Genomic DNA, 21,535 nt, shown 5'->3' on the forward strand with positions numbered 1-21,535 from the left:
CACCGGAACTACCGGTAAGCGTGCCGCCGGCCCCGGCAAGCGCGGCGGGGGCGCCGCCCGCGCCAAGGGTGCCAGCCGCACCGCGGCGGCGGGTCGGCCTGGCTCGGCGGCGGGCGGTCGGTCTGGCTCGACGGCGGGCGGTCGGTCTGGCTCGACGGCGGGCGGTCGGTCCGGCTCCGCGACGGCGACGGCGGCTGCGGGTCGGTCTGGCTCCGCGACGGCGACGGCGGTGGCGGGTCGGGCTGGCTCGGCGGGAGGTCGGGCCGGCTCTGGCAAGAAGCGTGCGGCCACCACGTCCGGAGAGCGCGCTGTGAGCGGCACCGGCGCGAGTAGCGCCAAGTCGAACGGCCTTGATGCGCAAGCTGCCACTTCGAACGGCGCTGTTTCGAGTGCTGCGGCAAGTGGCGTCCGCGGTGGTAGGGCAGCAGGGAAACGGGCAGCGGCCGCCGCCCAGCGCGGGACGGCACCGGCCGAGCAGCCCGCGATGGTTGAGCAACCTGCGGCGATGGCTGGGCAGTCCGTAAGGATGGCCGCGTCGGTCGCGGATCCCCGCGATTCGCGGCGCTTCTGGCCCAACTCCGCACCCGTCGACCCTGCGCCGGAACCGGCCTTGGTCACGCCGCCGGTCGACTCCGTGCCGTCCGAACCGGCTGATGACCTGCTGTCGGGTTCCGCCGCCGATGCGGTGGGCCTGCCTGATGACCTGCTGGATCCCATCGTTTCCACGGTGCCGGAAGACTCGGCGAGCGAGGCGGCTCGCCCCACAGATGTGCGCCTGGTCGACCTCGGTGAGCGGTCGGACCCCGACGCCGACTACCCCGGCTTTGCCGACGTGGTTCCCGATTTTCGGGTGGCGCCCGGAATCGAAGCGGTCACCAGCGCCGACCCGGCGCCGGACTTCCGTGCAGTCCCGGACTACCGAGCGATTCCCGACTTCGACGGGCTGGCCGACGAGCCCGTACTCGCCACGGCGATCCCGGATGAGGACGACCACGAGTGGCGGACCGGTACGCGAACCAGCAGCGCCGACCCCGGCCGGGAACGGGACGCTTCGGTGCGCCGGGAGGATGCCGGACTCGAGGACCCTGAGCTGTCCGGAGACTTCGAGGCTGTCCAGGACACCGATGCTTCCGGCAGTTTCCCCGCTGCTGTGGATCCGTTCGCGGGCGGCGGGTTCGACGTGGACCCGTACGACCCCGCGCCTCTGCCGCCGCCGCACGGTGACCGGGTCGACGGGTGGGTACGCCCGCAGTACCGTGACGAGCCGGTATCCGGGGATTACTGGAAGCCGGTCCCGGATACGGCTTACGGCTGGCCGGTCCCGGTGGAACGCATTCCGCCGGTGCCGCCGACCGCAGCAGCCGACCTGATCCCCGACGTCGAGTCCGAACCAACGGCCCTGGTCCAGCAGTGGCCCCCGGCGCTCCCCGCCGATCGCGAAGCCTCCTCGGCTCGGTCCGCGGACCGGCAAGAGTTTCCGGCCCGGTTCGCGGACGACTTTCCGGCCCGGTTCGCGGGCGACGAGGTGTACCCGGCCCAGTTCGCGGACGACGAGGTGTACCCGGCCCGGTTTGCGGACCACGAGGAGTACCCGGTCCAGCCGGACGGCTACCGCGGATTCCCGACCGCTGTCGAGCAGCCGAGCAGGTTCGACGAGCCGCAACGGAGCCCCGATTGGCCCCCCACGCGTCGCGAAGAGTTGGCGCTCTCCTGGCACCGCGACCAACGGGAGCCGAGGCAACGAGACGACGTCGACGTCGAGTCCACGCGCGCAGATCGCGACGGTGGGTTCAGGGGCGTAGATCGCGGCGTTGAGTCCAGCCGCGCAGATCGCGACGGTGGGTTCAGGGGCGTAGATCTCGACGTTCAGGCCAAGCGTGCAGATCTTGGCCGTCAATCCAGGCGCGCAGAGCCGGCGGAGCAGTCCAGGCAAGCGGGTCAGGACCGGCAGCCGGCGCAGTCCAATGTCGCGGGCCGGCCGGCGAGTGCTGAGGGCCCGATTTGGACAGTTCCGGACCTGCCCGATGCTGCGCTGCCCGAACTGACCTGGGCACGGACAACCGCCGATGAGGAGGAGCCCGGTCGCCGGCGGCGCGCCTCGGTCCGGATGCGGCGGCAGCGCGCAGCCGCGGACAATCCGACGCAGAACCTGCCGCCGGTCGAGGCCAGCAACATCGACCGGGCGGCCCCGCCGCAGCAACCGCCGCGGGCCCGGCCCCGACCGCGCCCGCGTCCCGGCGCCGGGCAGACCGAGGTACGCAGCACCGTGTACGTCAGTAAGCACGCCGCATCGGACTGAGGCGACAACGACGCGGCTAGGGTGAGGGCATGGGCCCGTACACGGATCTCGATCGACCGCCGCTCGCCGCGCGCGCGTTGCAGCGTGCGCTGGTGGTGCCCGGCGGTTTGTGGCGGCAGGTCGAGGTGGTTGCGGAGACAGGGTCGACGAATGCCGATGTGGCGCAGGCCGCCAAGACCGGTGCGGCCGAGGGCTTGGTCGTCGTCGCCGAGCGGCAGGTGTCCGGGCGGGGTCGGCGGAGCCGGGAGTGGGTGTCGCCGGCCCGCGCTGGGCTGACGCTGAGTGTGCTGCTGCGGCCGGGTACCGGCGACGCGGAGCGGGGGTGGCCGGGCGCGCCGCAACGTTCGTGGGGCTGGCTGCCGTTGCTGGCTGGGGTGGCGTTGGCCGAGGCTGTGCGGCGAGTAGCCGAAGTGGACGCTGGCCTGAAGTGGCCCAACGACCTGCTGGTCGCTGGGCCGGACGGATCCGACGGCAAGGCCGCCGGAATCCTGGCCGAGGTCGCCGGGGACGCTGTCGTGCTCGGGGTGGGGCTGAACGTCAGCACCCGGGTCGAGGAGCTGCCGTCCACCACTGGTCTGCCCGCCACGTCGCTGCAGGTTGCCGGGTCAAGCTCCGCGGATCGCGATCCGCTGCTGCGCGCGTTGCTGCGCAGCTTCGCCCGCTGGTACGGCGGATGGCGCGAAACCGGCGGCGACGCAGAGCTGTGCGGGCTGCTGGCGGCGTACCGGGCGGGTTGTCGGACGATCGGGCGGGACGTGCGGGTGCTCCTGCCAGACGGTGGGGAGCTCACCGGGGTGGCGAGCACCGTGGACGGCGACGGGCAGCTGGTGATCCGTTCGGCTGACGGCGTCTTGCATCGCGTCTCGGCGGGGGACGTGCTGCACGTACGCTGAGCGCGTGGCTTTTCCGGACGAGGTCCTGACCGACGAGGAGGAGGTTGTCCTCCACCTGCATCCGCACGCGAAGGCTGCCGTCCTGCCGAGCCTGGTCCTGCTGGTCGCGCTGGGCGCGGTGATCCTGGTGTGGGTGATGCTTCCGCCGACCACGGGCGGCCTGATCGGGGTGTGTGTCGTGGGCGCGGTGTCGCTGTGGGTGGGGGTGACCCGTGGCGTGTACCCGCTGCTGGTCTGGCGCACGACCCATTACGTCTTTACCGACGAGCGGATCCTGGTGCAGGACGGGGTGATCGCCCGGGAACGACGGGACCTGCCGCTGAACCGGGTCAACGATCATGTGGCGCAGCAGTCGCTGTTCGAGCGCATGGTGGGTTGCGGCACGCTCACCGTCGACTCGATTGGTGAGCAGTCGGCCGTCATGGCGTCGGTGCCGCGGGTGCAACAGGTGCAGACGAAGCTGTACGAGTTGATCGAGACCGACCGCGAGCTGCGGCCGGACGACGATGAGGAAGCTGAGGAGCCGGTGTTGCCGCTGGCTAGACAGCGCGGCGCTGGGCGTCGATCTCCTTGGCGATCTCAGCGTCCAGCCGGCCCTCGGCCTCGGCGCTGAGCTCGGCGAGGCCGGCGGCGACGTCGAGCTCGGCCATGGCGGCCTCGTGCCCGTCCACCGGCGGCTTCAGGAAGACGAACGTCCGGTAGGCCCAGAACCGGAAGAGTGTCGCGACGACGATGCCGAGCGTGGTGACGCCCATGAGCAGGATGGCGTGGTCCCGCTCGGTGAGGCCGAAGCCGTACTTGCCGATGGCGACCGCGCCGGACTGGATGACCAGACCGATGAGGTTGAACCCGAAGAACAGCGTGTACTCCCGGCGCAGGGCTGTGCGGGTGTGGTGCCGGTAGGTCCAGAACCGGTTGGCGAAGTAGGCCATCGTGGTGGTGACGACGGTGGCGATGGCGGTTGCCTTGACCACGCCGATGGGCAGGATCGCCCAGGTGATGGCCATGTAGAGCAGGGTGTTCGCGGCGCCGATCACGCCGAACGCCAGCGCCTCGGGGGCGAGGCGGCGCAGGCGTTCGATCAGCTGACGAGCTCGAGGCATTGGGCAACCTTACGGGGGAAGAAGCGACGGCAAAGGATCCGGGGAGAGGATCCTGCGTCACATCCGGGGCACAGCGCGGGGTGCTGCCGGCTCGGTGGAGCGGGGTGCGGCGGGGTCGGCTGGCGGGGTGCTGGGAGCCACCGGGGGTGCTGACACCGGGTTGACGTTCTCGCCGAACACGAAGCGTCGGTAGGACCAGAAGCGGAAGAGTGTGCCCACGCCGGTGCCAACGAGTTGGCCGGAGATGTTGTCGGCGAGCGGCGTCTGGAATTCGGGCCAGATCGAGCCGAGGCCGTAGTGGCTGATCGCCAGGCAGGACAGCCCGATCGCGAGGCCGACGCCGTTGAGTAGGAAGAACATCGTGTACTGCCGGGCCATGTTGCCGTGTGCCCGGTGCCGCCAGGTCCAGAACCGGTTGCCGACGAAGGCGACCGAGGTAGCGAGGATCGTGGAGCCGGTCTTGGCGAGCAGGGTTTCCGCGCCGGCCTGCAACAGCACGTTGAACACCGCGAAGTCGATCGCGAAGGCGATGCCGCCGACCGTGCCGAACTTGCTCACTTCGCGCACCAATGCCCCGAAGCGGGCCCGCAGGGCGGGCAGGAGGGCGGCGGCTGGCACGGGTCCGAGAGTACCGGCGGGCGTCTTCTCCCGCGTCGCCCCTGAGCGAGTCTGCTGGTTTCGTGAGCGGTTCTTAACCCGGGGGATTCGCAGGGTTTCGCTGCCGATACGCACCGTGAGGGCGCTGGTTGGTCTCGGTCACCTCGGCGAGGCGGTCACGGCACTCGCCGCACCAGGAAAGGTGAGTTTCGAGGCGTACGGAGTCGCGGGGTGCGAGCCGGCCCCGGATGCGCCCGCCGAGTCGCTCGCCGGCCCATCGGCATTCGGGTGGGTCGGCGACGGCGACGTGTTGTTGGAGGTAGAGCCGGCGCAGGCCTTCCCGGGCGCGGTGGGCCAGCACGGCAACAGCGTTGGGTGTGAGCCCGAGCTGCGGCGCGACTTCGGCCGGGCTGGCACCTTCCACCTCGGTTCGCCAGAGCACGTCGCGCCAGCGGTCCGGCAACGCGCGGAAAGCCTGGGCGGCGTACGTGCGTTCGAGTCGGTCGAGGGCCGGGTCGTGGAACGGCTCGCCCTCGTCGTACCGGGTGATGTCGTCGGTGAACTCCAGCCGGCGGTCCCGCTGGGCGCGGTGATAGCAGAGGTGCCGCAGGGTGGTGTTCAGGTACGCGCGAAAGGAAACCAGTGGGCCGCCACCGGCTCGCAGGGTGGCGAACACTTTGGCAAACGTCTCGGCGACCAGGTCGTCGGCGTCGGCAGGGTCGCTCACCAGGACGTAGGCGAGCGCCCGGGCCGACGCGCGGTGCCGCTCATAGAGGACGCCGTACGCGGCGGCGTCGCCGGCCCGTACGGCGGCCAGCAACTCCGTGTCGGCGTCGTGCTGGCCGGCGGGGATCGACATTCCTGCTCCGGTATCCGGGAGTGGGAGGAAAGCCCGAATGTGGACAATCTTATGACGTTTTGTCCATTTCGCGAAAGTGGGCGGCGTCCGACTCCGGACACCTGGCCGTATCCGCAGCGTGACGGGTGGGGCGGGCGAGGCGAGATGGAAACACGCCGATGGCGTCCGCGCGGGCCAGGGTGTAGGAACGGAATGTGCACGTCGTGGCGCCCTCTGCGCACAACTGCGCTGTCTGGCGAAGGATCAATCGCCATCGCGCACAAACGCCGAGGATTGTGCGGTTGTCCACAGAATTCTCCGATGAACTGAACGTTCACTCGGCATACGCTGACGTGACTCCCGTGATGGGGCCGGACCGCCGGCCTGCTTCGTCACAGGTCAGTGCCGACCGAAGGGAATCACATGTCTGTGCCCCCCACCTCCCACGCCCGCCTCCTGGCCTGGGTGGAAGAGGTAGCCGCGCTCACCACGCCCGACCGGGTCGTGTGGTGCGACGGCTCCGACGAGGAATGGACCCGCCTCACCGACTCGTTGGTGGACGCCGGTTCCCTCGTTCGCCTCAACCCCGAGATCCGCCCCAACTCGTTCTGGGCGCGTACCGACCCGGGAGATGTCGCCCGCGTCGAGGAACGCACCTACATCTGCAGCGTCGACCCCGAGGACTGCGGGCCCACCAACAACTGGATGGCCCCGTCCGAGATGAAGGCGACGATGACGGAGCTGTACCGCGGCTGTATGCGCGGGCGCACCATGTACGTCGTGCCGTTCTGCATGGGCCCGCTCGACGCCCCGAACCCGATGTTCGGTGTGGAGCTGACCGACAGCGCGTACGTCGTCGCCTCGATGAAGATCATGACCCGGATGGGCGCCAAGGTCCTCGAGGCCATGGGCACCGAGGCCGACTTCGTGCCGGCCCTGCACTCCCTGGGCGCGCCCCTGGAGCCGGGTCAGGCCGACGTCGCCTGGCCGTGCAACGAGACCAAGTACATCTCGCACTTCCCCGAGACCCGCGAGATCTGGTCGTTCGGTTCGGGCTACGGCGGCAACTCGCTGCTGGGCAAGAAGTGCTTCTCCCTGCGCATCGCCTCCGCGGCCGCCCGGGACGAGGGCTGGCTCGCCGAGCACATGCTGATCATGAAGCTGACCTCGCCCGAAGGCTCGGTCCGCTACATCGCCGGCGCGTTCCCCTCGGCCTGCGGCAAGACCAACCTCGCCATGCTCGAGCCCACCCTGCCCGGCTGGAAGGTCGAGACGGTCGGCGACGACATCGCCTGGATGCGCTTCGGTGAGGACGGCCGCCTCTGGGCGACCAACCCCGAGTTCGGCCTGTTCGGCGTCGCGCCGGGCACGGACCAGCACACCAACCCCAATGCGATGCGTACGCTCGCACAGGGCAACTCGGTCTTCACGAACGTGGCGCTGACTGACGACGGTGACATCTGGTGGGAGGGCATGGGCGAGCCGCCCGCGCACCTCATCGACTGGAAGGGCAACGACTGGACCCCCGAGTCGGAGGCCGTCTCCAGCCACCCGAACAGCCGGTTCTGCACCCCGATCGAGCAGTGCCCGATCCTGGCGCCGGAATACAACGACCCGCGCGGTGTCCCGATCGACGCGATCCTCTTCGGCGGCCGCCGCAAGACGACCGTGCCGCTGGTGACCGAGGCCCGCGACTGGGTGCACGGTGTCTACTACGGCGCGACCCTGTCGTCGGAGACCACCGCCGCCGCAGTCGGCCAGGTCGGCGTCGTCCGTCGTGACCCGATGGCGATGCTGCCGTTCATCGGCTACAACGCCGGCGACTACTTCGCGCACTGGATCGAGATGGGCAAGGCCGCCTCGGGCGACGCCAGCAAGCTGCCCAAGGTCTTCTACGTCAACTGGTTCCGCCGCGGTGACGACGGCCGGTTCCTGTGGCCCGGGTTCGGCGAGAACTCCCGCGTCCTCAAGTGGATCGTGGAGCGGCTCGACGGCAAGGCCGAGGCGATCGAGACCCCGATCGGCCACATCCCCACCGCCGACGCGCTCGACCTCACCGGCCTGGACATCGACAAGGCCGACATGGAGGCCGTCCTCACGGTGGACCGCGAGGAGTGGCTGGCGGAGATCCCGCAGGTCGAGGAGTGGTTCAACAAGTTCGGCGACAAGCTCCCCGCCGTGCTGTGGGCCGAGCTGGACGCGCTGAAGTCCCGCCTGAACGCATGATGATCCGCGCCCGCCTCGCGTTCGAGGCGGGCGCGGCCCGGGTACCGTCGCATTCGTGACCATCGACCCACGTCCGCCGCGTGCCGTCCGCACGCTGCGGGGGTTGCTGGTCGCGACGGCGGCGGCCACCGCAGGCGTCGAGCTCCTCAATTTTCTGTACGCGCCCGAGCACGGTTTCGGGCTCGTCGTCCGGACCGGGTGGGCGCTGCTGCGTACCCTCGGCTGGTTGATCTTGATCTGGCATGTGGGTCGGGGTCGCGCCGCGGCCCGGCCGCTCGGTCTGATCCTCGCCGTCACCACCGTCTTCGCGGTCGGCCGGCTGGTCGTCCCCCGCACCGGCGCGCCGCCACTCGCCGGTGTGCTGGGCTTTCTAGCGCTCACCGCGCTCTGCGTCACCGTCGTCGTGCTGCTCTACCGGCACCGCGGCATCGGTGAACATCTGGTCCGTCATCCCCGCAAGCTGGAGTTCACCCGCGCAGGTGTCGAGTGGCGCGAGTCCGCCCCGAAACGGCCGCCCGCCGCCGCGTGGGCCGTCACCGCGCGGGTCGCGGCCTTTACCTATAGCCCGTTGCTGCTGGTCCCGGCGCTGATCTCGGTGAGCGAGCTCGGCAGCCGCCCGCAGTGGCTCCTCGCCGTCGTCTTCTGGTTCGGAGCCGGGATCGGCGTGAGCTACGCGGTCATGCTCAGCACCTTCTTCCTCTTGCGCGGTAAACACTGGGCACCCCGCCTGCTGGTGTGGATCACCGTTGGCGTGTTGGCCGTCGACCTACCGCTCTGCTATCTCCTGCTCGGCCTCGACGGCCTAATCCGTGACGGCGCTCCGCTCGTGGCCGCCGCCGTTCTCGTCGGCTACTCCGTGTGGCGGGTGGCGCGCCTGCCCGCGCTGGTCACGACGGCGACCCGCGGGTGAGCTGCCGGGTCGATGAAACGCTTGACTCGATCGGGGCAGTATCCGACCGGATGGTGGATCCGGGGCTCGGTGCCGGGGTTCCCGACCCGCGCACGATCGGACGCATCGGTGCCGAGATAGGCCCGATTCGCGGCGGGGGCTCTTGAAGAGGGGACCTACCTCGCTAGGCTGAGCGCGATGACTGTGCGCTCCCTCGTCTACTCGCTCTACGAACGGCGGCTCGCCGGCAAACTGGCCGGCAAGCCGGTGCCCCAGCATGTCGGAGTCATGTGCGACGGCAACCGCCGCTGGGCGCGCGAGATGGGCTTCGTCGACCCCAACGACGGCCACCGCGTCGGGGCGACCCGGGTCAAGGAGCTGCTCACCTGGTGTGACCAGGCCGGCATCAAGCACGTCACGCTCTACCTGCTGGCCACGGACAACCTCCAGCGGCCCGCCGCCGAGCTGGACCCGCTGGTCAGCATCATCGAAGACCTCGCCACCGAGCTCGCCGAGGACGGCAACCCCTGGCGGCTACGCATCGTCGGCGCGCTCGACCTGCTTCCCGGCCCCACGGCTACGGCCCTGAAAGCGGCCCAGGAGAAGACCCGCGACCGCTGTGAAGGCGTCGAAGTGAACCTCGCGGTCGGCTACGGCGGTCGCCGCGAGATCACCGACGCGGTGCGGTCCCTGCTGCACGAGCACGCGGCCGCCGGCCGCACCCTGGAAGAGCTCGCCGAGATCCTGGACGTCGAGCACATCGCCGAGCACCTCTACACCCGCGGCCAGCCCGACCCTGACCTGGTCATCCGGACCAGCGGCGAGCAGCGGCTCTCCGGTTTCCTGCTGTGGCAGTCGGCGCACTCGGAGTTCTACTTCCACGACGCGAACTGGCCCGACTTCCGCCGCACCGACTTCCTCCGCGCCCTACGTTCCTACGCCACCCGCCAGCGCCGCTACGGCGCCTGACAGTCGCTACTGGGCCTGCCGCGGCCGCCGGCCCGCTTGGCGCAGCTAGCGCCGCTGGGCGCCTGACAGCCAGCGCCGCGACCCGCTCGGCACATCAACAGCCGCTGGGCGCCTGACAGCCAGCGCCGCGACCCGCTTGGCTGAAGGGCGCGCGCGTAGGGAGTGCGGAGTGCCCTGCTCCGCGAAGGCAGGGCCGCTCGTCGACTCGGTCAGTGGGCGAAGGCAGGGGCCGCTCGTCGACTCGGTCAGCAGGCGAAGGCAGGGGCCGCTCGTCGACTCGGTCAGCAGGCGAAGGCAGGGGCCGCTCGTCGACTCGGTCAGTGGGCGAAGGTCGGGAGGGCGTCGGCGAGGAAGCGGGCGACCGCTTCCGGGGACTCGAGGGTGATGTCGGCGGCGCTGGAGACCTCGGCGCCCGTCTCCGGGTTGGCGACCGCGACGCACATGCCGAAGAACTCCGGGTCGACCGCTTCGCGCGCACGCAACGCGTCGAACGCCTTGATGTCGGACATGTCGTCCCCGAAATACCAGGCGCAGCCGGCGTTCAGCACGCCTTCGCTGATCACCATGCCCTTGTCCTGGTCGACCGGCGGCTTGAGCTCGACCACCATGCGGCCGGCCTGGATCCGCAGGCCCAGGCGTTCGGCCTGCTCATGGCCCCAGCGCTCGACCTGCTCGGCGAGCTGCGGCGCGGTGCGGTAGTGCAGGGCGACGGACAGCCGCTTGTATTCCACGAGGATCGCGTCGGGCAGCTCGGCGTTGGCGCGCTCGGCCAGGTCGGCCATGGCGGGAACCCAGGGGAGGGCGGCCGGCTCGGTGACGACATCGCCGTCGTGCCACACCTCGAGGCCGTACAGCCCGTAGAGGTCGACGTGCTCGAGGGACTCGAACCGCGAGCGCAGGAAGCTGACCGGGCGGGCCGACACGATGGCAACGCGGGCCACCCGGGAAGCGAGCTGTTCGAGGACGCCGAGCACGGACGGGACGGGCTGGGAGGCGTCGGGGTCGTCGGTGACGGGCGACAGCACGCCGTCGAAGTCGAAGAAGAAGGTCGTTTCCCGGGCCCGCGAGGCGGTGAACTGCAGGGCCGCCGCGACGCTCAGGGGGTGCGAGGGACGCGCACTGCGCTGCGAGGAACCCGGGCTCGGTGAAGAATCCGGGCTCTGCAAGGACTCAGGGCTCAGCGAGGACTCAGGCACGCACCCCAGCGTACCCGCCGTTCGGCTCAGCGCACTCCGACGGAACGGCTGGAGAATTGGCGTATCTCGCGGTACTACCGCTGGTGGCACTTGACCGCTAGCGTTTATTCATGGCACGGGGTTTTCCCGAGTCAGCCGGCCGGCCCGGACCTGCGACGATATGCGCCACGGGGCCCGCATCCCGACCCCGTGCAAGTGACGGGCGCCGGACGTTGGCGGACCGCGGGCGGACCGGGTTGCACGCCCGCTGGAGCAGGCCTGTGACATCTCGCCGAACCGACGCCGGGGTCGCCCACACCGACCCGGCCGCCAAAGTCTCCAGCAGCCGCGCTTCCTCGGGACGCCGGGCGTCCCGGGATCGGCATGCCGACGCGGAACCTGCGCCTGCCGGCCGGGTCTTCGTGCTGGACACCTCGGTCCTGCTGTCCGATCCGGCGGCTTTCCGCCGGTTCACCGATCACGAGGTGGTCGTCCCGCTGGTGGTCATCTCCGAGCTGGAGGGCAAGCGGCACCATCCCGAGTTGGGTTGGTTCGCTCGCCAGGCGCTGCGCATGCTCGACGAGCTGCGCATCAAGCACGGTCGCCTGGACCATCCGGTGCTCTGCAACGACGAGGGCGGCACTGTCCGCGTGGAGTTGAACCACGCCGACCAGAGCGAGCTGCCACCCGGCTTCCGCAACGACTCCAACGACACCCGGATCCTGTCCGTGGCGCTGGGGCTGTCCGCGGAGGGCCGGGACGTCACGCTGGTGAGCAAGGACATGCCGCTGCGGGTGAAGGCGGCATCGGTGGGCATCACGGCCGACGAATACCTGCACGGGCAGGCCAGCGACCCGACCTGGACCGGCATGGCGGACCTCACGCTGGACGACGAGGACGTCAATCGCCTGTACGCGGGCGAGGCGCTGGAGCCTGAGGAGATGGAACACCTGCCCTGCCACACCGGCCTGGTGATCCACTCGTCCCGCGGTTCGGCGTTGGGTCGCGTCACCCCGGACAAGACGGTGAAGCTGGTCCGCGGCGATCGGGAGGCCTTCGGGCTGCGGGGCCGCTCGGCGGAGCAGCGGGTGGCGTTGGACATCCTGCTCGACGAGTCGATCGGCATCGTGTCGTTGGGCGGCCGGGCCGGCACCGGCAAGTCGGCGTTGGCGTTGTGCGCCGGCCTGGAAGCGACGATGGAGCGGGGCCGCCACAAGAAGGTGATCGTCTTCCGCCCGCTGTACGCGGTTGGCGGCCAGGAGCTGGGCTATTTGCCGGGCAGCGAGTCGGAGAAGATGTCGCCCTGGGCCCAGGCGGTGTTCGACACGCTCGGCGCCGTGGTCCACGCGAACGTCATGGAAGAGGTCATGGCCCGCGGGATGCTCGAGGTGCTTCCGCTGACCCACATCCGGGGTCGCAGCCTGCACGACGCTTTCGTGATCGTCGACGAGGCGCAGTCGCTGGAACGGAATGTGCTGCTGACCGTGCTCTCCCGGATCGGTCAGGGTTCGCGGGTGGTGCTGACGCACGATGTCGCCCAGCGGGACAACCTGCGGGTCGGCCGCCACGACGGGGTGACCGCGGTGATCGAGGCGCTGAAGGGACATCCGATCTTCGCGCATGTCACCCTGACGAGGTCGGAGCGTTCTCCCATCGCAGAGGTGGTCACCGATCTGCTCGAGGAAATTCCCATCTGACGCAGAGTCATCGTGAGGCGGAGATCCGGTCGGATTTCCGCCTCACGCGCTGTTTGGGGGTGACTACAAAGTGTGACGACTGTTATATCGAAAGGGTGCCGCGAATAGCTGTGATTTGGTAGGATTGAATCCTAAACATCCTGTGATTCATTTCACAGGTGGGCGCCGTCATTTCACAACGCCTTCACGGTGCGCCATGGTGGCTGACGAGCATCATCGGGTGGCCGTACCGAACAGAGATCGATGGTTGGCCGCTCGGAGACCGGTGAGCAAGGAGCCGGTCCGCGCGACCCCGCAACGGGCCGACGGGTGCTTGCGGTGCGGAACGCCGCCGGTGGGGAAGCCGGTGGATCTGCTTCGCGTCATTGCCCCCTACGAAGGGAAATCTTCGTGAATCGGCTCTGGAGCCGGGTCGGAATCCGTGCGGCCTCCGTGGGTCTGCTCGTCGCAGGCGTCATCGGCGGGGTCTACCTCGGACAGGACCGGGAAGTCCAGGCGCGGAGCGCCGAGGCTCAGCTCGTCGTCCAGGCAAACACCGACGAGATGGCCCTCCTCAAGGAACGACACAACCAGCACGCCGCCGCTCGGGCCTACCGGAGCCAGGCGGAAGGTGAAGCGGCTGACAAGGCCGCGACCGAGCTGAAGGTGGCCGCCGGCAAGGCCCTCAAGCTCGAGAAGAAGGCGATCGAGAAGAAGGCCGCCGAAGAGAAGGCCGAGAAGGCCGCCGAGACCAAGAAGTCCGGCACGGTGCCCTTCACCGGAGACATCCCGGCTTCCTGCAACGAGTTCGACGGCAATCGCGCCACCGGCTGCGCGCTGACCCTCGAAGCCGGGTTCGGCATCGACCAGTTCCCCTGCTTGAACAAGCTGTGGAACAAGGAGAGCGGCTGGAACCACCACGCCGAGAACCCCAGCTCCGGCGCGTACGGGATCCCGCAGTCGCTGCCGGGCAGCAAGATGGCCTCGGTGGGCGACGACTGGGCGTCCAACCCGGCCACCCAGATCAAGTGGGGCCTCGGCTACATCAAGGGTCGGTACGGCAGCCCCTGTGAGGCCTGGGGTCACTCGCAGAGCGTCGGCTGGTACTAAAAGACGACAGGACAAAGGGGTGCGTGCTTCGGCGCGTACCCCTTTTTCGGGTCGTTGGCAGTGATCAAATGTCCATATGGTCCGGAAAGTCGCTTCGCTGGTTGCCCTCGGTGTGCTCGCCTCGGTCCTCACCGCGAGCCAGATAGCCGCCCGCGCCGGTGACGCCGCACCCGCAGCCGGTTCCGGGCCAGCCGCCGGCATCGCGCCAGGTGGGGACGGTGCCGCACCTGTCCGCGAAGTCGTCGGCGGTGACCTCGCTCCCGCCGGGCGTTTCCCCTGGATGGTGCGGCTCTCGATGGGCTGCGGCGGAGCGCTGACCGCGCCCCGCGTCGTTCTCACCGCTGGACACTGCGTCAACGGCACCGGCAAGGACGACAGCATCGAGGTCGTAGCCGGCGTCACCAACCTGAAATCGGGCGACGCGATCCATGCCAAGTCCGTCTCGGTGGTCCGGGCCGCAGGCTTCCGCGGCGAAACGTACGGCGACGACTGGGCCCTGATCGAACTGGACCGCGAGATCGACCTGCCCACACTCGCACTCACCCGTGGCGGCTCCGACGAAAAGGGGCCGATGACCGTGCTGGGCTGGGGGCAGACCCGCGAGAACGCGCTGAAGCAGGAGAAGAAACTGCGCTACGCGTCGGTGCCGGTAGTCGCCGATGAGGATTGCGCCCAGGCGTACGGAAAAGTCGGTGTTGATCTGGTCAAAGACGAGTCGATCTGCGCCGGTAAAAAGGGCGTCGACACCTGCCAGGGCGATTCCGGCGGCCCGATGGTGCGCAAATCCGGCGCCAAGTGGATCCAGGTCGGCATCGTCAGCTGGGGGCTCGGCTGCGCGCGCAAGGGCTACCCCGGCGTCTACACCCAGATTTCTGCGTTCCGGCCGGACATCCGTGCCGCGACCCGCAAGCTGACCGCAGCTGCCGGAGACGCGGCCCCGACGCCGTCGGCCGACGCGTCGCCCACGGCTACCACCCGTGCCAGCAGGTGAACTGAGCGTGCCGGATTCGACACTCTTGCTTGGCGGCAGTGGCGGCCATCGGTAACCATCGGAACATGGCATATCCGGGTGCGCAGGATGAGGCGGCGGCGAAGGTCGGAACGGAAGCGTTCTTCGCCGCGATCGGCCGGGCCTTCGTCGCCATGTGTGCGGTCGTCCCGATCCTGTTCCTGATCGAGGCGATCGACCGTGGCATCGGTGCCGGCACACTCGACCTGGCCGGTGGCATCATCCCCCGTCGGCTGGATGGCCTCGACGGCGTCTTCTTCAGCCCGTTCCTGCACGCCGGCTGGGACCACCTCTACGGCAACAGCGTGCCGTTGATCCTGGTCGGCACCTTCGCGCTGGCCGGTGGAACCCGCCGATTCATCTGGTCGACCGTCATCATCGTGCTGGTCAGCGGCTTCGGCGTCTGGATCGTCGGCGACCCCAGCAGTGTCGTCGTCGGCGCCAGCGGGGTCGTCTTCGGCTACCTCGGCCTGCTCTTCGCCCGGGGTTTCGTCGAGCGCAGCTGGTGGAATCTGGCCGTGGCCGCCTTCATCGGGCTGCTCTACTGGTACCAGATCTACAACATCCTCCCCACCGACCAGCCGATCTCCTGGCAGGGCCACCTGCTCGGCCTGCTGGGCGGCGTGGTGTCCGCGATCGCGTTCCGGCGCCGGCGGCCCCGCCCAGCCACGAGCGTCTACGACACGACGCTGACCGACTTCTGAGCCCGGCGCTGCCTCGGGGCGCCGCCTAGCGTCACTGGCGGCGGGTCGGGGCCACCGCCACCGCTACCGCGGCGAGGGTCAGGACGGCGCCGACGACCGTGGTTGCCCCAGGCCTACCCGCGGCGCCCGGGACGACGGTGTCGAGCAGGAGAGCACCGGTGACCTGGCCGGCGATCATGCCGAGACCGAGCAGCAGCACGCCGGTGTGCCGGACCACCGCGGCGCCCACCGCGATGAAGACGATGCCGAGCGTGCCGCCCACGTACAGCCACCAGGGGCCGGTCGGCAGACGGGCGGGGACACCGCGGAGCAGGGCCGACATGGCGAATGCCACGGCTAGCACGACCGTACCCATGAAGAAGTTGACCAGGCCCGCGACCATGGCGCTGCCGGAGACCACCCGCACTTGGCCGTTGACCGCTTGCTGCCAGGCGATGCCGATGCCGGCCAGCAGCGGCAGGATCGCCAGAGCGAGGGCGCTGGGGTGGCCCAGCCGGTCCGAGACCGAGATCAGGACCGCCAACACGGTCAGGGCAGCCCCCGCCAGTCGCATCCTGGTCACCGGCTGCGGGCCACCGGGACCGATGCCCGCACGGTCGACGAGGAGACTGCTCGAGCTCTGGCCGGCGACCAGGGCGACGATGAAGACCGCCACGCCGACGGTGGGGACCGTCAAGCCTTGAGTGGCGACGAGGAAACCGCCGCACATGCCGCCGATGCACTGCCAGGGATGGATCTGGCGGGTCCGCAACCCGAAGCGGAGGCGGCGGAGCCCGTCCCGGCCCTTAGGCAGCAACGGCACGCACACCGCGAGCACCAGCAGGCCGGAGCCGAACGAGATGAGCGCGGCGGCGAACGCGTCATCGAGGCGTACGGAAAGCTCGCCGTTGATCCTGGACTGCGCGGCCAGCGCGACGCCGGAGAGGACCGCGAGTGCGACGCCGACAAAGCGCCGCCCGGGGTTGACCTCGGGCGGCGCTGGACGGGACTGAGTCTGGGTCACTCACGCACCGTGGGCAGGTGGCCGTCGAAGTCGACGGCCGAGTAGAGCTTGAGCTTCTCCAACCGGTGGTAGGAGTCGATGACCCGGATGGTGCCGCTCTTGGAGCGCATGACGATCGACTGGGTGTGTGCCCCGCCGGAGCGGTAGCGGACGCCCTTGAGCAGGTCGCCCGAGGTCACGCCGGTGGCGACGAAGAAGCAGTTGTCGCCGGTGACCAGGTCGTTCGTGGTGAGCACCCGGTCGAGGTCGTGACCGGCCGCGATCGCACGCTCCCGCTCGGCGTCGTCGTGCGGCCACAGCTTGGCCTGGATCTCGCCGCCGAGGCACTTCAGGGCGCAGGCCGCCGTGATGCCCTCTGGCGTGCCGCCGATGCCCATGAGCACGTCGACGTCCGACTCGCTGCGCGCGGCCGCGATAGCACCCGCGATGTCGCCGTCCGAGATGAACCTGATGTTGGCGCCGGTCGCCCGGACCTCTTCGATCAGCTTCGCGTGCCGGGGGCGGTCGAGGATGCAGACCGTGACGTCGGAGACGGCGCTGCGCTTCGCCTTGGCGATCCGGCGCAGGTTCTCGGCGGTGCCGGCGTTGATGTCGATCACGTCGGCGCAGTCCGGGCCGACCGCGATCTTCTCCATGTAGAAGACCGAGCTCGGGTCGAACATGGCGCCGCGCTCGGCCACGGCCAGCACCGCCACGGCGCCCGGCATGCCCTTGCTCATCAGCGTCGTGCCGTCGATCGGGTCCACCGCCACGTCGACCTCGGGACCGGTGCCGTCACCGACCTGCTCCCCGTTGAAGAGCATCGGGGCCTCGTCCTTCTCACCCTCGCCGATCACCACGACGCCGCGCATCTGGATCGAGTTGATGAGCGTACGCATGGCGTCCACGGCCGCGCCGTCGCCACCGTTCTTGTCGCCGCGGCCAACCCAGCGGCCGGCTGCCATGGCAGCCGCCTCGGTGACTCGGACAAGATCGAGCGCGATGTTGCGGTCGAGATCCTGGGGATTGGCGGAAACGGGCATGAAAGAGGCCTCCTCGCGACGGTGCGGGGTGTGGTCGTTACCCGATCCTCACATGGGGCATGGGCAAAGTCCCGTGTCAGCGACATGGTTAACAATGGTGAGGTGTCCAGCTCCGAGACCCCCACCGTCGGCAAGCGCGCAGAACGACGCCCGCGAGACATGGTGATGTCCCTCGCCGTCCTGCTCGTCCCGATCGCCCTGCTGCTGGGCTTCCACAAGTACGCCCGCGACGGCGGCCAGCCGCTCACCGTCAAGGCGCAGCCGGTGCTCGACCAGGCCCGGGCGGCCAAGATGTTCCCGGTCAGCGAGCCGCAGGGGCTCGGCAAGGACTGGTATCTGCAGACCGCCACCTTCAAGCGCGAGGAAGGCGGGGCGACACTGCGACTCGGCTACGCCGATCCGGAGGAAGAGCCACTGCTGCTGGTGGAGAGCAGCGTCGCCACCGCCACACTGATCCCGGCAGAACTCGGCAAGGAACCCAAAGCTACGGGTACGTACGCCGCTGGCGCCCGCACTTGGCAGCGATACGACGCCCGCCCAGGTGAGACCGCGCTGGTGTTCCTGGAGAAGGGCCGCACGATCATCGTGGTCGGCCGATCTGACGTGCAGAACCTGGAAAGGCTGGCTACCAGCCTGCCGTGACCCCGGGCAGACCCTAGCCGGTTATCGATGAATGGTCTACGCTCCCGCAGTCTGTCCGTACTGCCTTCGGAGTACCCCTCATGAATCGCCGGTTCGCCGCCGTTCTCGTTCCCCTGCTCGGACTCTCGCTCGTCGCCTGCACCAAGAGCAGCAGCAACGAGGCGTCGGCTGACCCCAAGGCCGCCTTGGTGGCGTCGACCTCGGGAATCAAGACCGGCAACTACAGCTTTGCGGCCACGATGCCGTCCGGTGCCACGACCAAGGCGGTCGTGCACACGCCGTCGAAGTCGGCCGCGCTCGACATCGAGACGATCGAGGAAGGCGCGAAGGGCCGGATGCAGGTTCGGGTCACCGACCCCGCGCGCTTCGTCAAGCTCACCGCGGACATGTCCGCGGCCGAGCAGCAGGTCGAGAGCTTGGCCGCGGCGAGCAAGGATCCGCAGACGGCCAAGATGGTGCAGGCCACGAGGGTGCTGATCGAGCTCTTCAGCGGCAAGAATTGGCTCAAGACGGACCTGAACCGAGTGACCTCGGAGGTCCTCAAGGTCAGCGCCGAGGACCCGGACATGGCCGGGGTGAACACGCTGTTCACCGGAATTGCCACCGCGAAGCAGGACGGGTCGGTCATCAGCGGCACCCTCGACGCGACCGTCGTCAAAGACGACGTGCACCTGATCGACAGCAGCATGGTCAAGGGCGTCGACCCGGCCGTCGCCAAAGCCATCCCCTACACGGCCACGCTCGACGGCGAAGGCCGGCTCAGCAAGCTCGTGCTCGACCTGCCGAAGTCCACCGACAGCCCGGCTGGGAAATTCACCGTCGAGTTCACCGGCTACGGCGCCGCGACCAAGCAGGAGGCCCCGCCGGCCGCCGAGGTCAAGGACATGCCGGCTGAGGCGTACGAGGTGCTGAACAGCAAGGACTAGTCGGAGCGGGACGCCCGGGCCGCCTCGATGCGGTCCCGGGCGCCGTCCAGCCAACGCTGGCAGACGTCGGCCAGCTTTTCGCCGCGCTCCCAGAGCGCCAGCGACTCCTCCAGCGAAGCGCCGCCCTGTTCCAGCTTTTCCACCACCGACGCCAGCTCGCCCCGGGCCTGCTCGTAACTCAGTTTCTCGTCGGTCATGGGGTGCTCTCCTGTACCTCGGTGCGCAGTTCGCCGTCCGCGAGCCGTACGCGTAGAACATCTCCGGTGGTGACCTCGCCCGCCGAGCGGACCACGTGGCCGTCCGCACGCTGCACGATCGCGTAGCCGCGTTCCAAGGTGGCCGCGGGCGACAGCGCGCGCAGCCGGGCCAGCGTGTGGCGCAGGTCGTCGTCGGCCCGGCGGACCCGGTGCTCGAGGCTGCGGCCGGCCCGGTCGCGCAGCCCGGTCACCTCGGCGGCGCGCTGCTCGACCAGCGTTTCGGGGCGGGCCAGCACCGGCCGTGACTTCCAGACGTCGAGCCGGTGGCGTTCCCGGTCGATCAGGCCGAGCACGGCCCGGTCGAGGCGCCGCCGGGCCTGAGTGACCAGCTGGGTTTCCTCGGCGAGGTCGGGCACGATTCGCTTCGCCGCGTCCGTCGGGGTGGAGGCGCGCAGGTCAGCGACGTAGTCGAGCAGCGGCGCGTCCGTCTCGTGCCCGATGGCACTCACCACCGGCGTGCGGCACCCGAACACCGCTCGGCACAGCGCCTCATCGGAGAAGGGCAGCAGGTCCTCGACGCTGCCGCCGCCGCGGGCAATGACGATGACGTCGACGGTGTCGTCGTTTTCCAGCACCTTCAGCGCATCGATGATCTGCGGGACCGCGGTCGGACCCTGCACCGGCACGTTGACCACCCGGAAGTCGACGCTCGGCCAGCGACGGCGGGTGTTCATGAGAACGTCTCGCTCGGCGGCCGAGGCGCGCCCGGTGATCAGGCCGATGCGCTGGGGGAGGAACGGCAGCCGGCGTTTGCGTTCGCGTGCGAACAGGCCCTCGGCGGCGAGCAGCTTCTTCAGTCGCTCCAGGCGGGCGAGCAGCTCACCGAGCCCGACCTGGCGGATCTCGTCGGCGCGCAGGCTGAGCGAGCCGCGGGCCGGATAGAACTCGGGCTTCGCGTGCAGCGTGACCCGGGCGCCTTCGGCCAGGTCGGGTGCGCCCGTGTCGAGCACGTCACGGTGCGCGGTCACGGTCAGGCTGAGGTCGGCTGACGGGTCCCGGAGGGTCAGGAAGACCACCGAAGCGCCCGGCCGGCGGCTGATCTGGGCGACCTGGCCGTCGACCCACACCCAGCCCAGCTTGGCCACCCAGGCGCCGAGTTTCTGGCTGACGACGCGGACCGGCCACGGTTCGTCGGCGGACGACTTGGGCTCCGGCTGAGTCACCCGGCCTAGCCTACGGGCGGGCCGGGACCGTTCCCCCGGGCGGGCGACCCGGGCGCTGGATCAGGGTGAGCACCAGCAGCGCGATGAGACCCACGTACCCCCAGAAGAGCAGGTCGGCGGTCAGATGGAGGTAGTCGACGGTCCAGTCGGCGCCGGTGTCGCGCGCCGCGAACGCGAACGGATAACCGTGCTGCTGCGAATAGGTGGTGAGGCAGCATTGCGCCGCGCCGGCCGGCACCGCGCTGAGCAGAAAGCCGGCGACCAGGACGGAGCCGCCGGTCAGTGCAGCGGTCGCGCCGGGCCGTACGGGCGCCGAGCTCAGGTAGATCAGCAGGACTCCGCCGACCAGCAGCATGCCGTGGAAAACCAGGTACGGCACGTCTGGCGAGCCGGTGAATCGGTCCAGTTCCACGCCGAGATCCAGCAGCCCGATCAGCACCGAGAACCAGCCCACGAGCAGGCGCAGGGCGGTCCCGGCGGCGTTCATGGCCCGAGTATCCGTCGGGCGGTGACGGTCAGGTGCGGGAACGAGCCTTGTTCACGATCGCCGCCAGCAGCAGCCCGGCGAATCCCCAGAACAGCACGGTGGCGGCGAGGTTCACCGCATCCACCTGCCAACTGGCCTGCTCGGCGAGGGCGCGGGCGGTCTGCGGGTCGTCGGCCACGGCTCCCCGGTTCAGCCACTCGTACGGCCAGCCGCGCCGGGCCACGTACGCCCACATGCCGCCGGTTCGGGTGGTCTCGTGGAGCAGCCCGGCCAGCGCTCCCACGAGTGCGGATCCGGCAGAGGTGGCCGCCGTGGGTAGCGCAGGTAGCGGAACCCGGTGCGGCATCAGCAGCACCAGCCCGCCCGCGGCGAGGACCGCACCGACGATGAGGTCGGCCTGCCGCCCGGTCGCCGGCAGGTTCAGCAGAATCCAGGTCAGCGCGCCGACCAGCGTGACGGCGCCGGCGCCGCCCCTGATCAAGGCCCCGATCCGGGGTCCGGTGCCGGTGCGCTCGGTGACCACGTCGGTGTCGCTCACCGGCCGAGT

22 protein-coding genes are annotated in these 21,535 nt (G+C 69.8%); 12 read left to right on the forward strand and 10 right to left on the reverse strand.

Annotation, left to right across the window (positions count from 1 at the left end; all coding sequences use genetic code 11):
- Positions 1 to 484 precede the first annotated feature (484 nt).
- The 3 genes from ACIA1L_RS28670 to ACIA1L_RS28680 are packed head-to-tail and all read left to right on the forward strand — an operon-like array spanning position 485 to position 3,805.
- Positions 485 to 2,299 carry a hypothetical protein gene (locus ACIA1L_RS28670; RefSeq protein ID WP_396076101.1) on the forward strand — a complete coding sequence of 605 codons (1,815 nt, stop codon included), beginning with the start codon at positions 485 to 487 and terminating at the stop codon, positions 2,297 to 2,299.
- 29 nt (positions 2,300 to 2,328) lie between these two features.
- Entirely contained in the window at positions 2,329 to 3,192 is an 864-nt protein-coding gene (locus ACIA1L_RS28675) for a biotin--[acetyl-CoA-carboxylase] ligase (protein ID WP_396076103.1), read from the forward strand.
- Between the two features lie 4 nt (positions 3,193 to 3,196).
- Positions 3,197 to 3,805: a PH domain-containing protein gene (locus tag ACIA1L_RS28680; RefSeq protein WP_396076104.1), complete on the forward strand. Its 609-nt coding sequence runs from the start codon at positions 3,197 to 3,199 to the stop codon at positions 3,803 to 3,805.
- Here the strand turns inward: ACIA1L_RS28680 and ACIA1L_RS28685 are convergent.
- The 3 genes from ACIA1L_RS28685 to ACIA1L_RS28695 form a co-directional block, all read right to left on the reverse strand.
- The gene (locus tag ACIA1L_RS28685; RefSeq protein ID WP_396076105.1) at positions 3,732 to 4,295 is read right to left on the reverse strand and encodes a GtrA family protein; all 564 of its coding nucleotides are present in this window, start codon (positions 4,293 to 4,295) and stop codon (positions 3,732 to 3,734) included. The genes ACIA1L_RS28680 and ACIA1L_RS28685 overlap by 74 nt on opposite strands.
- 57 nt (positions 4,296 to 4,352) lie before the next feature.
- Positions 4,353 to 4,913: a GtrA family protein gene (locus ACIA1L_RS28690; protein ID WP_396076106.1), complete on the reverse strand. Its 561-nt coding sequence runs from the start codon at positions 4,911 to 4,913 to the stop codon at positions 4,353 to 4,355.
- A 73-nt stretch (positions 4,914 to 4,986) separates the two neighbouring features.
- On the reverse strand, positions 4,987 to 5,751 hold the full coding sequence (locus ACIA1L_RS28695; RefSeq protein ID WP_396076108.1) for a sigma-70 family RNA polymerase sigma factor: 765 nt from the start codon (positions 5,749 to 5,751) through the stop codon (positions 4,987 to 4,989).
- A gap of 402 nt (positions 5,752 to 6,153) precedes the next feature.
- Here ACIA1L_RS28695 and ACIA1L_RS28700 point away from each other — a divergent pair, with 402 nt between their 5' ends.
- From ACIA1L_RS28700 to ACIA1L_RS28710, 3 genes are all read left to right on the forward strand, one after another.
- Positions 6,154 to 7,956, forward strand: coding sequence for a phosphoenolpyruvate carboxykinase (GTP) (locus ACIA1L_RS28700; protein WP_396076109.1), 1,803 nt, complete (start codon positions 6,154 to 6,156; stop codon positions 7,954 to 7,956).
- A 55-nt stretch (positions 7,957 to 8,011) separates the two neighbouring features.
- On the forward strand, positions 8,012 to 8,866 hold the full coding sequence (locus ACIA1L_RS28705; protein ID WP_396076110.1) for a hypothetical protein: 855 nt from the start codon (positions 8,012 to 8,014) through the stop codon (positions 8,864 to 8,866).
- Between the two features lie 177 nt (positions 8,867 to 9,043).
- Positions 9,044 to 9,814 carry an isoprenyl transferase gene (locus ACIA1L_RS28710; RefSeq protein WP_396076111.1) on the forward strand — a complete coding sequence of 257 codons (771 nt, stop codon included), beginning with the start codon at positions 9,044 to 9,046 and terminating at the stop codon, positions 9,812 to 9,814.
- Positions 9,815 to 10,131: 317 nt separating this feature from the next.
- Here ACIA1L_RS28710 and otsB read toward each other — a convergent pair whose 3' ends face one another.
- Positions 10,132 to 10,980 carry a trehalose-phosphatase gene (gene otsB, locus ACIA1L_RS28715; RefSeq protein ID WP_396076159.1) on the reverse strand — a complete coding sequence of 283 codons (849 nt, stop codon included), beginning with the start codon at positions 10,978 to 10,980 and terminating at the stop codon, positions 10,132 to 10,134.
- 290 nt (positions 10,981 to 11,270) lie between these two features.
- Here otsB and ACIA1L_RS28720 point away from each other — a divergent pair, with 290 nt between their 5' ends.
- From ACIA1L_RS28720 to ACIA1L_RS28735, 4 genes are all read left to right on the forward strand, one after another.
- A complete protein-coding gene (locus tag ACIA1L_RS28720; protein WP_396076112.1) occupies positions 11,271 to 12,686 on the forward strand; it encodes a PhoH family protein in 1,416 nt (471 codons plus the stop codon).
- Positions 12,687 to 13,076: 390 nt separating this feature from the next.
- A complete protein-coding gene (locus ACIA1L_RS28725) occupies positions 13,077 to 13,775 on the forward strand; it encodes a lytic transglycosylase domain-containing protein (protein ID WP_396076113.1) in 699 nt (232 codons plus the stop codon).
- Positions 13,776 to 13,851: 76 nt separating this feature from the next.
- The gene (locus tag ACIA1L_RS28730) at positions 13,852 to 14,766 is read left to right on the forward strand and encodes a S1 family serine peptidase (protein WP_396076114.1); all 915 of its coding nucleotides are present in this window, start codon (positions 13,852 to 13,854) and stop codon (positions 14,764 to 14,766) included.
- 65 nt (positions 14,767 to 14,831) lie between these two features.
- Positions 14,832 to 15,488 carry a rhomboid family intramembrane serine protease gene (locus tag ACIA1L_RS28735; RefSeq protein WP_396076115.1) on the forward strand — a complete coding sequence of 219 codons (657 nt, stop codon included), beginning with the start codon at positions 14,832 to 14,834 and terminating at the stop codon, positions 15,486 to 15,488.
- 31 nt (positions 15,489 to 15,519) lie between these two features.
- On the opposite strand, the gene ACIA1L_RS28740 is transcribed toward ACIA1L_RS28735, so the two are convergent.
- The gene (locus tag ACIA1L_RS28740; protein ID WP_396076116.1) at positions 15,520 to 16,491 is read right to left on the reverse strand and encodes a DMT family transporter; all 972 of its coding nucleotides are present in this window, start codon (positions 16,489 to 16,491) and stop codon (positions 15,520 to 15,522) included.
- Positions 16,488 to 17,513 carry a class II fructose-bisphosphatase gene (gene glpX / locus ACIA1L_RS28745; protein ID WP_396076118.1) on the reverse strand — a complete coding sequence of 342 codons (1,026 nt, stop codon included), beginning with the start codon at positions 17,511 to 17,513 and terminating at the stop codon, positions 16,488 to 16,490. Before glpX ends, ACIA1L_RS28740 begins: the two co-directional genes overlap by 4 nt.
- A 102-nt stretch (positions 17,514 to 17,615) precedes the next feature.
- On the opposite strand from glpX, the gene ACIA1L_RS28750 reads away from it, so the two are divergent.
- On the forward strand, positions 17,616 to 18,155 hold the full coding sequence (locus ACIA1L_RS28750) for a DUF4245 domain-containing protein (protein WP_396076119.1): 540 nt from the start codon (positions 17,616 to 17,618) through the stop codon (positions 18,153 to 18,155).
- An 80-nt stretch (positions 18,156 to 18,235) separates the two neighbouring features.
- The gene (locus ACIA1L_RS28755) at positions 18,236 to 19,081 is read left to right on the forward strand and encodes a hypothetical protein (protein ID WP_396076120.1); all 846 of its coding nucleotides are present in this window, start codon (positions 18,236 to 18,238) and stop codon (positions 19,079 to 19,081) included.
- On the opposite strand, the gene ACIA1L_RS28760 is transcribed toward ACIA1L_RS28755, so the two are convergent.
- From ACIA1L_RS28760 to ACIA1L_RS28775, 4 genes are read right to left on the reverse strand one after another with little or no spacing between them, the layout of a single operon-like run.
- Positions 19,078 to 19,278, reverse strand: a complete 201-nt coding sequence (locus tag ACIA1L_RS28760; RefSeq protein WP_396076121.1) for an exodeoxyribonuclease VII small subunit — start codon at positions 19,276 to 19,278, stop codon at positions 19,078 to 19,080. The genes ACIA1L_RS28755 and ACIA1L_RS28760 overlap by 4 nt on opposite strands.
- Positions 19,275 to 20,501: an exodeoxyribonuclease VII large subunit gene (gene xseA, locus ACIA1L_RS28765; protein WP_396076122.1), complete on the reverse strand. Its 1,227-nt coding sequence runs from the start codon at positions 20,499 to 20,501 to the stop codon at positions 19,275 to 19,277. Before xseA ends, ACIA1L_RS28760 begins: the two co-directional genes overlap by 4 nt.
- 10 nt (positions 20,502 to 20,511) lie before the next feature.
- Positions 20,512 to 20,988 carry a hypothetical protein gene (locus ACIA1L_RS28770; protein ID WP_396076123.1) on the reverse strand — a complete coding sequence of 159 codons (477 nt, stop codon included), beginning with the start codon at positions 20,986 to 20,988 and terminating at the stop codon, positions 20,512 to 20,514.
- Positions 20,989 to 21,016: 28 nt separating this feature from the next.
- Positions 21,017 to 21,526 (reverse strand): hypothetical protein, encoded by a 510-nt coding sequence (locus ACIA1L_RS28775; RefSeq protein ID WP_396076124.1) that lies wholly within the window; start codon positions 21,524 to 21,526, stop codon positions 21,017 to 21,019.
- Positions 21,527 to 21,535: the final 9 nt, after the last annotated feature.

This window comes from Actinoplanes sp. NPDC051859, assembly GCF_044452725.1.
Lineage (GTDB): Bacteria > Actinomycetota > Actinomycetes > Mycobacteriales > Micromonosporaceae > Actinoplanes.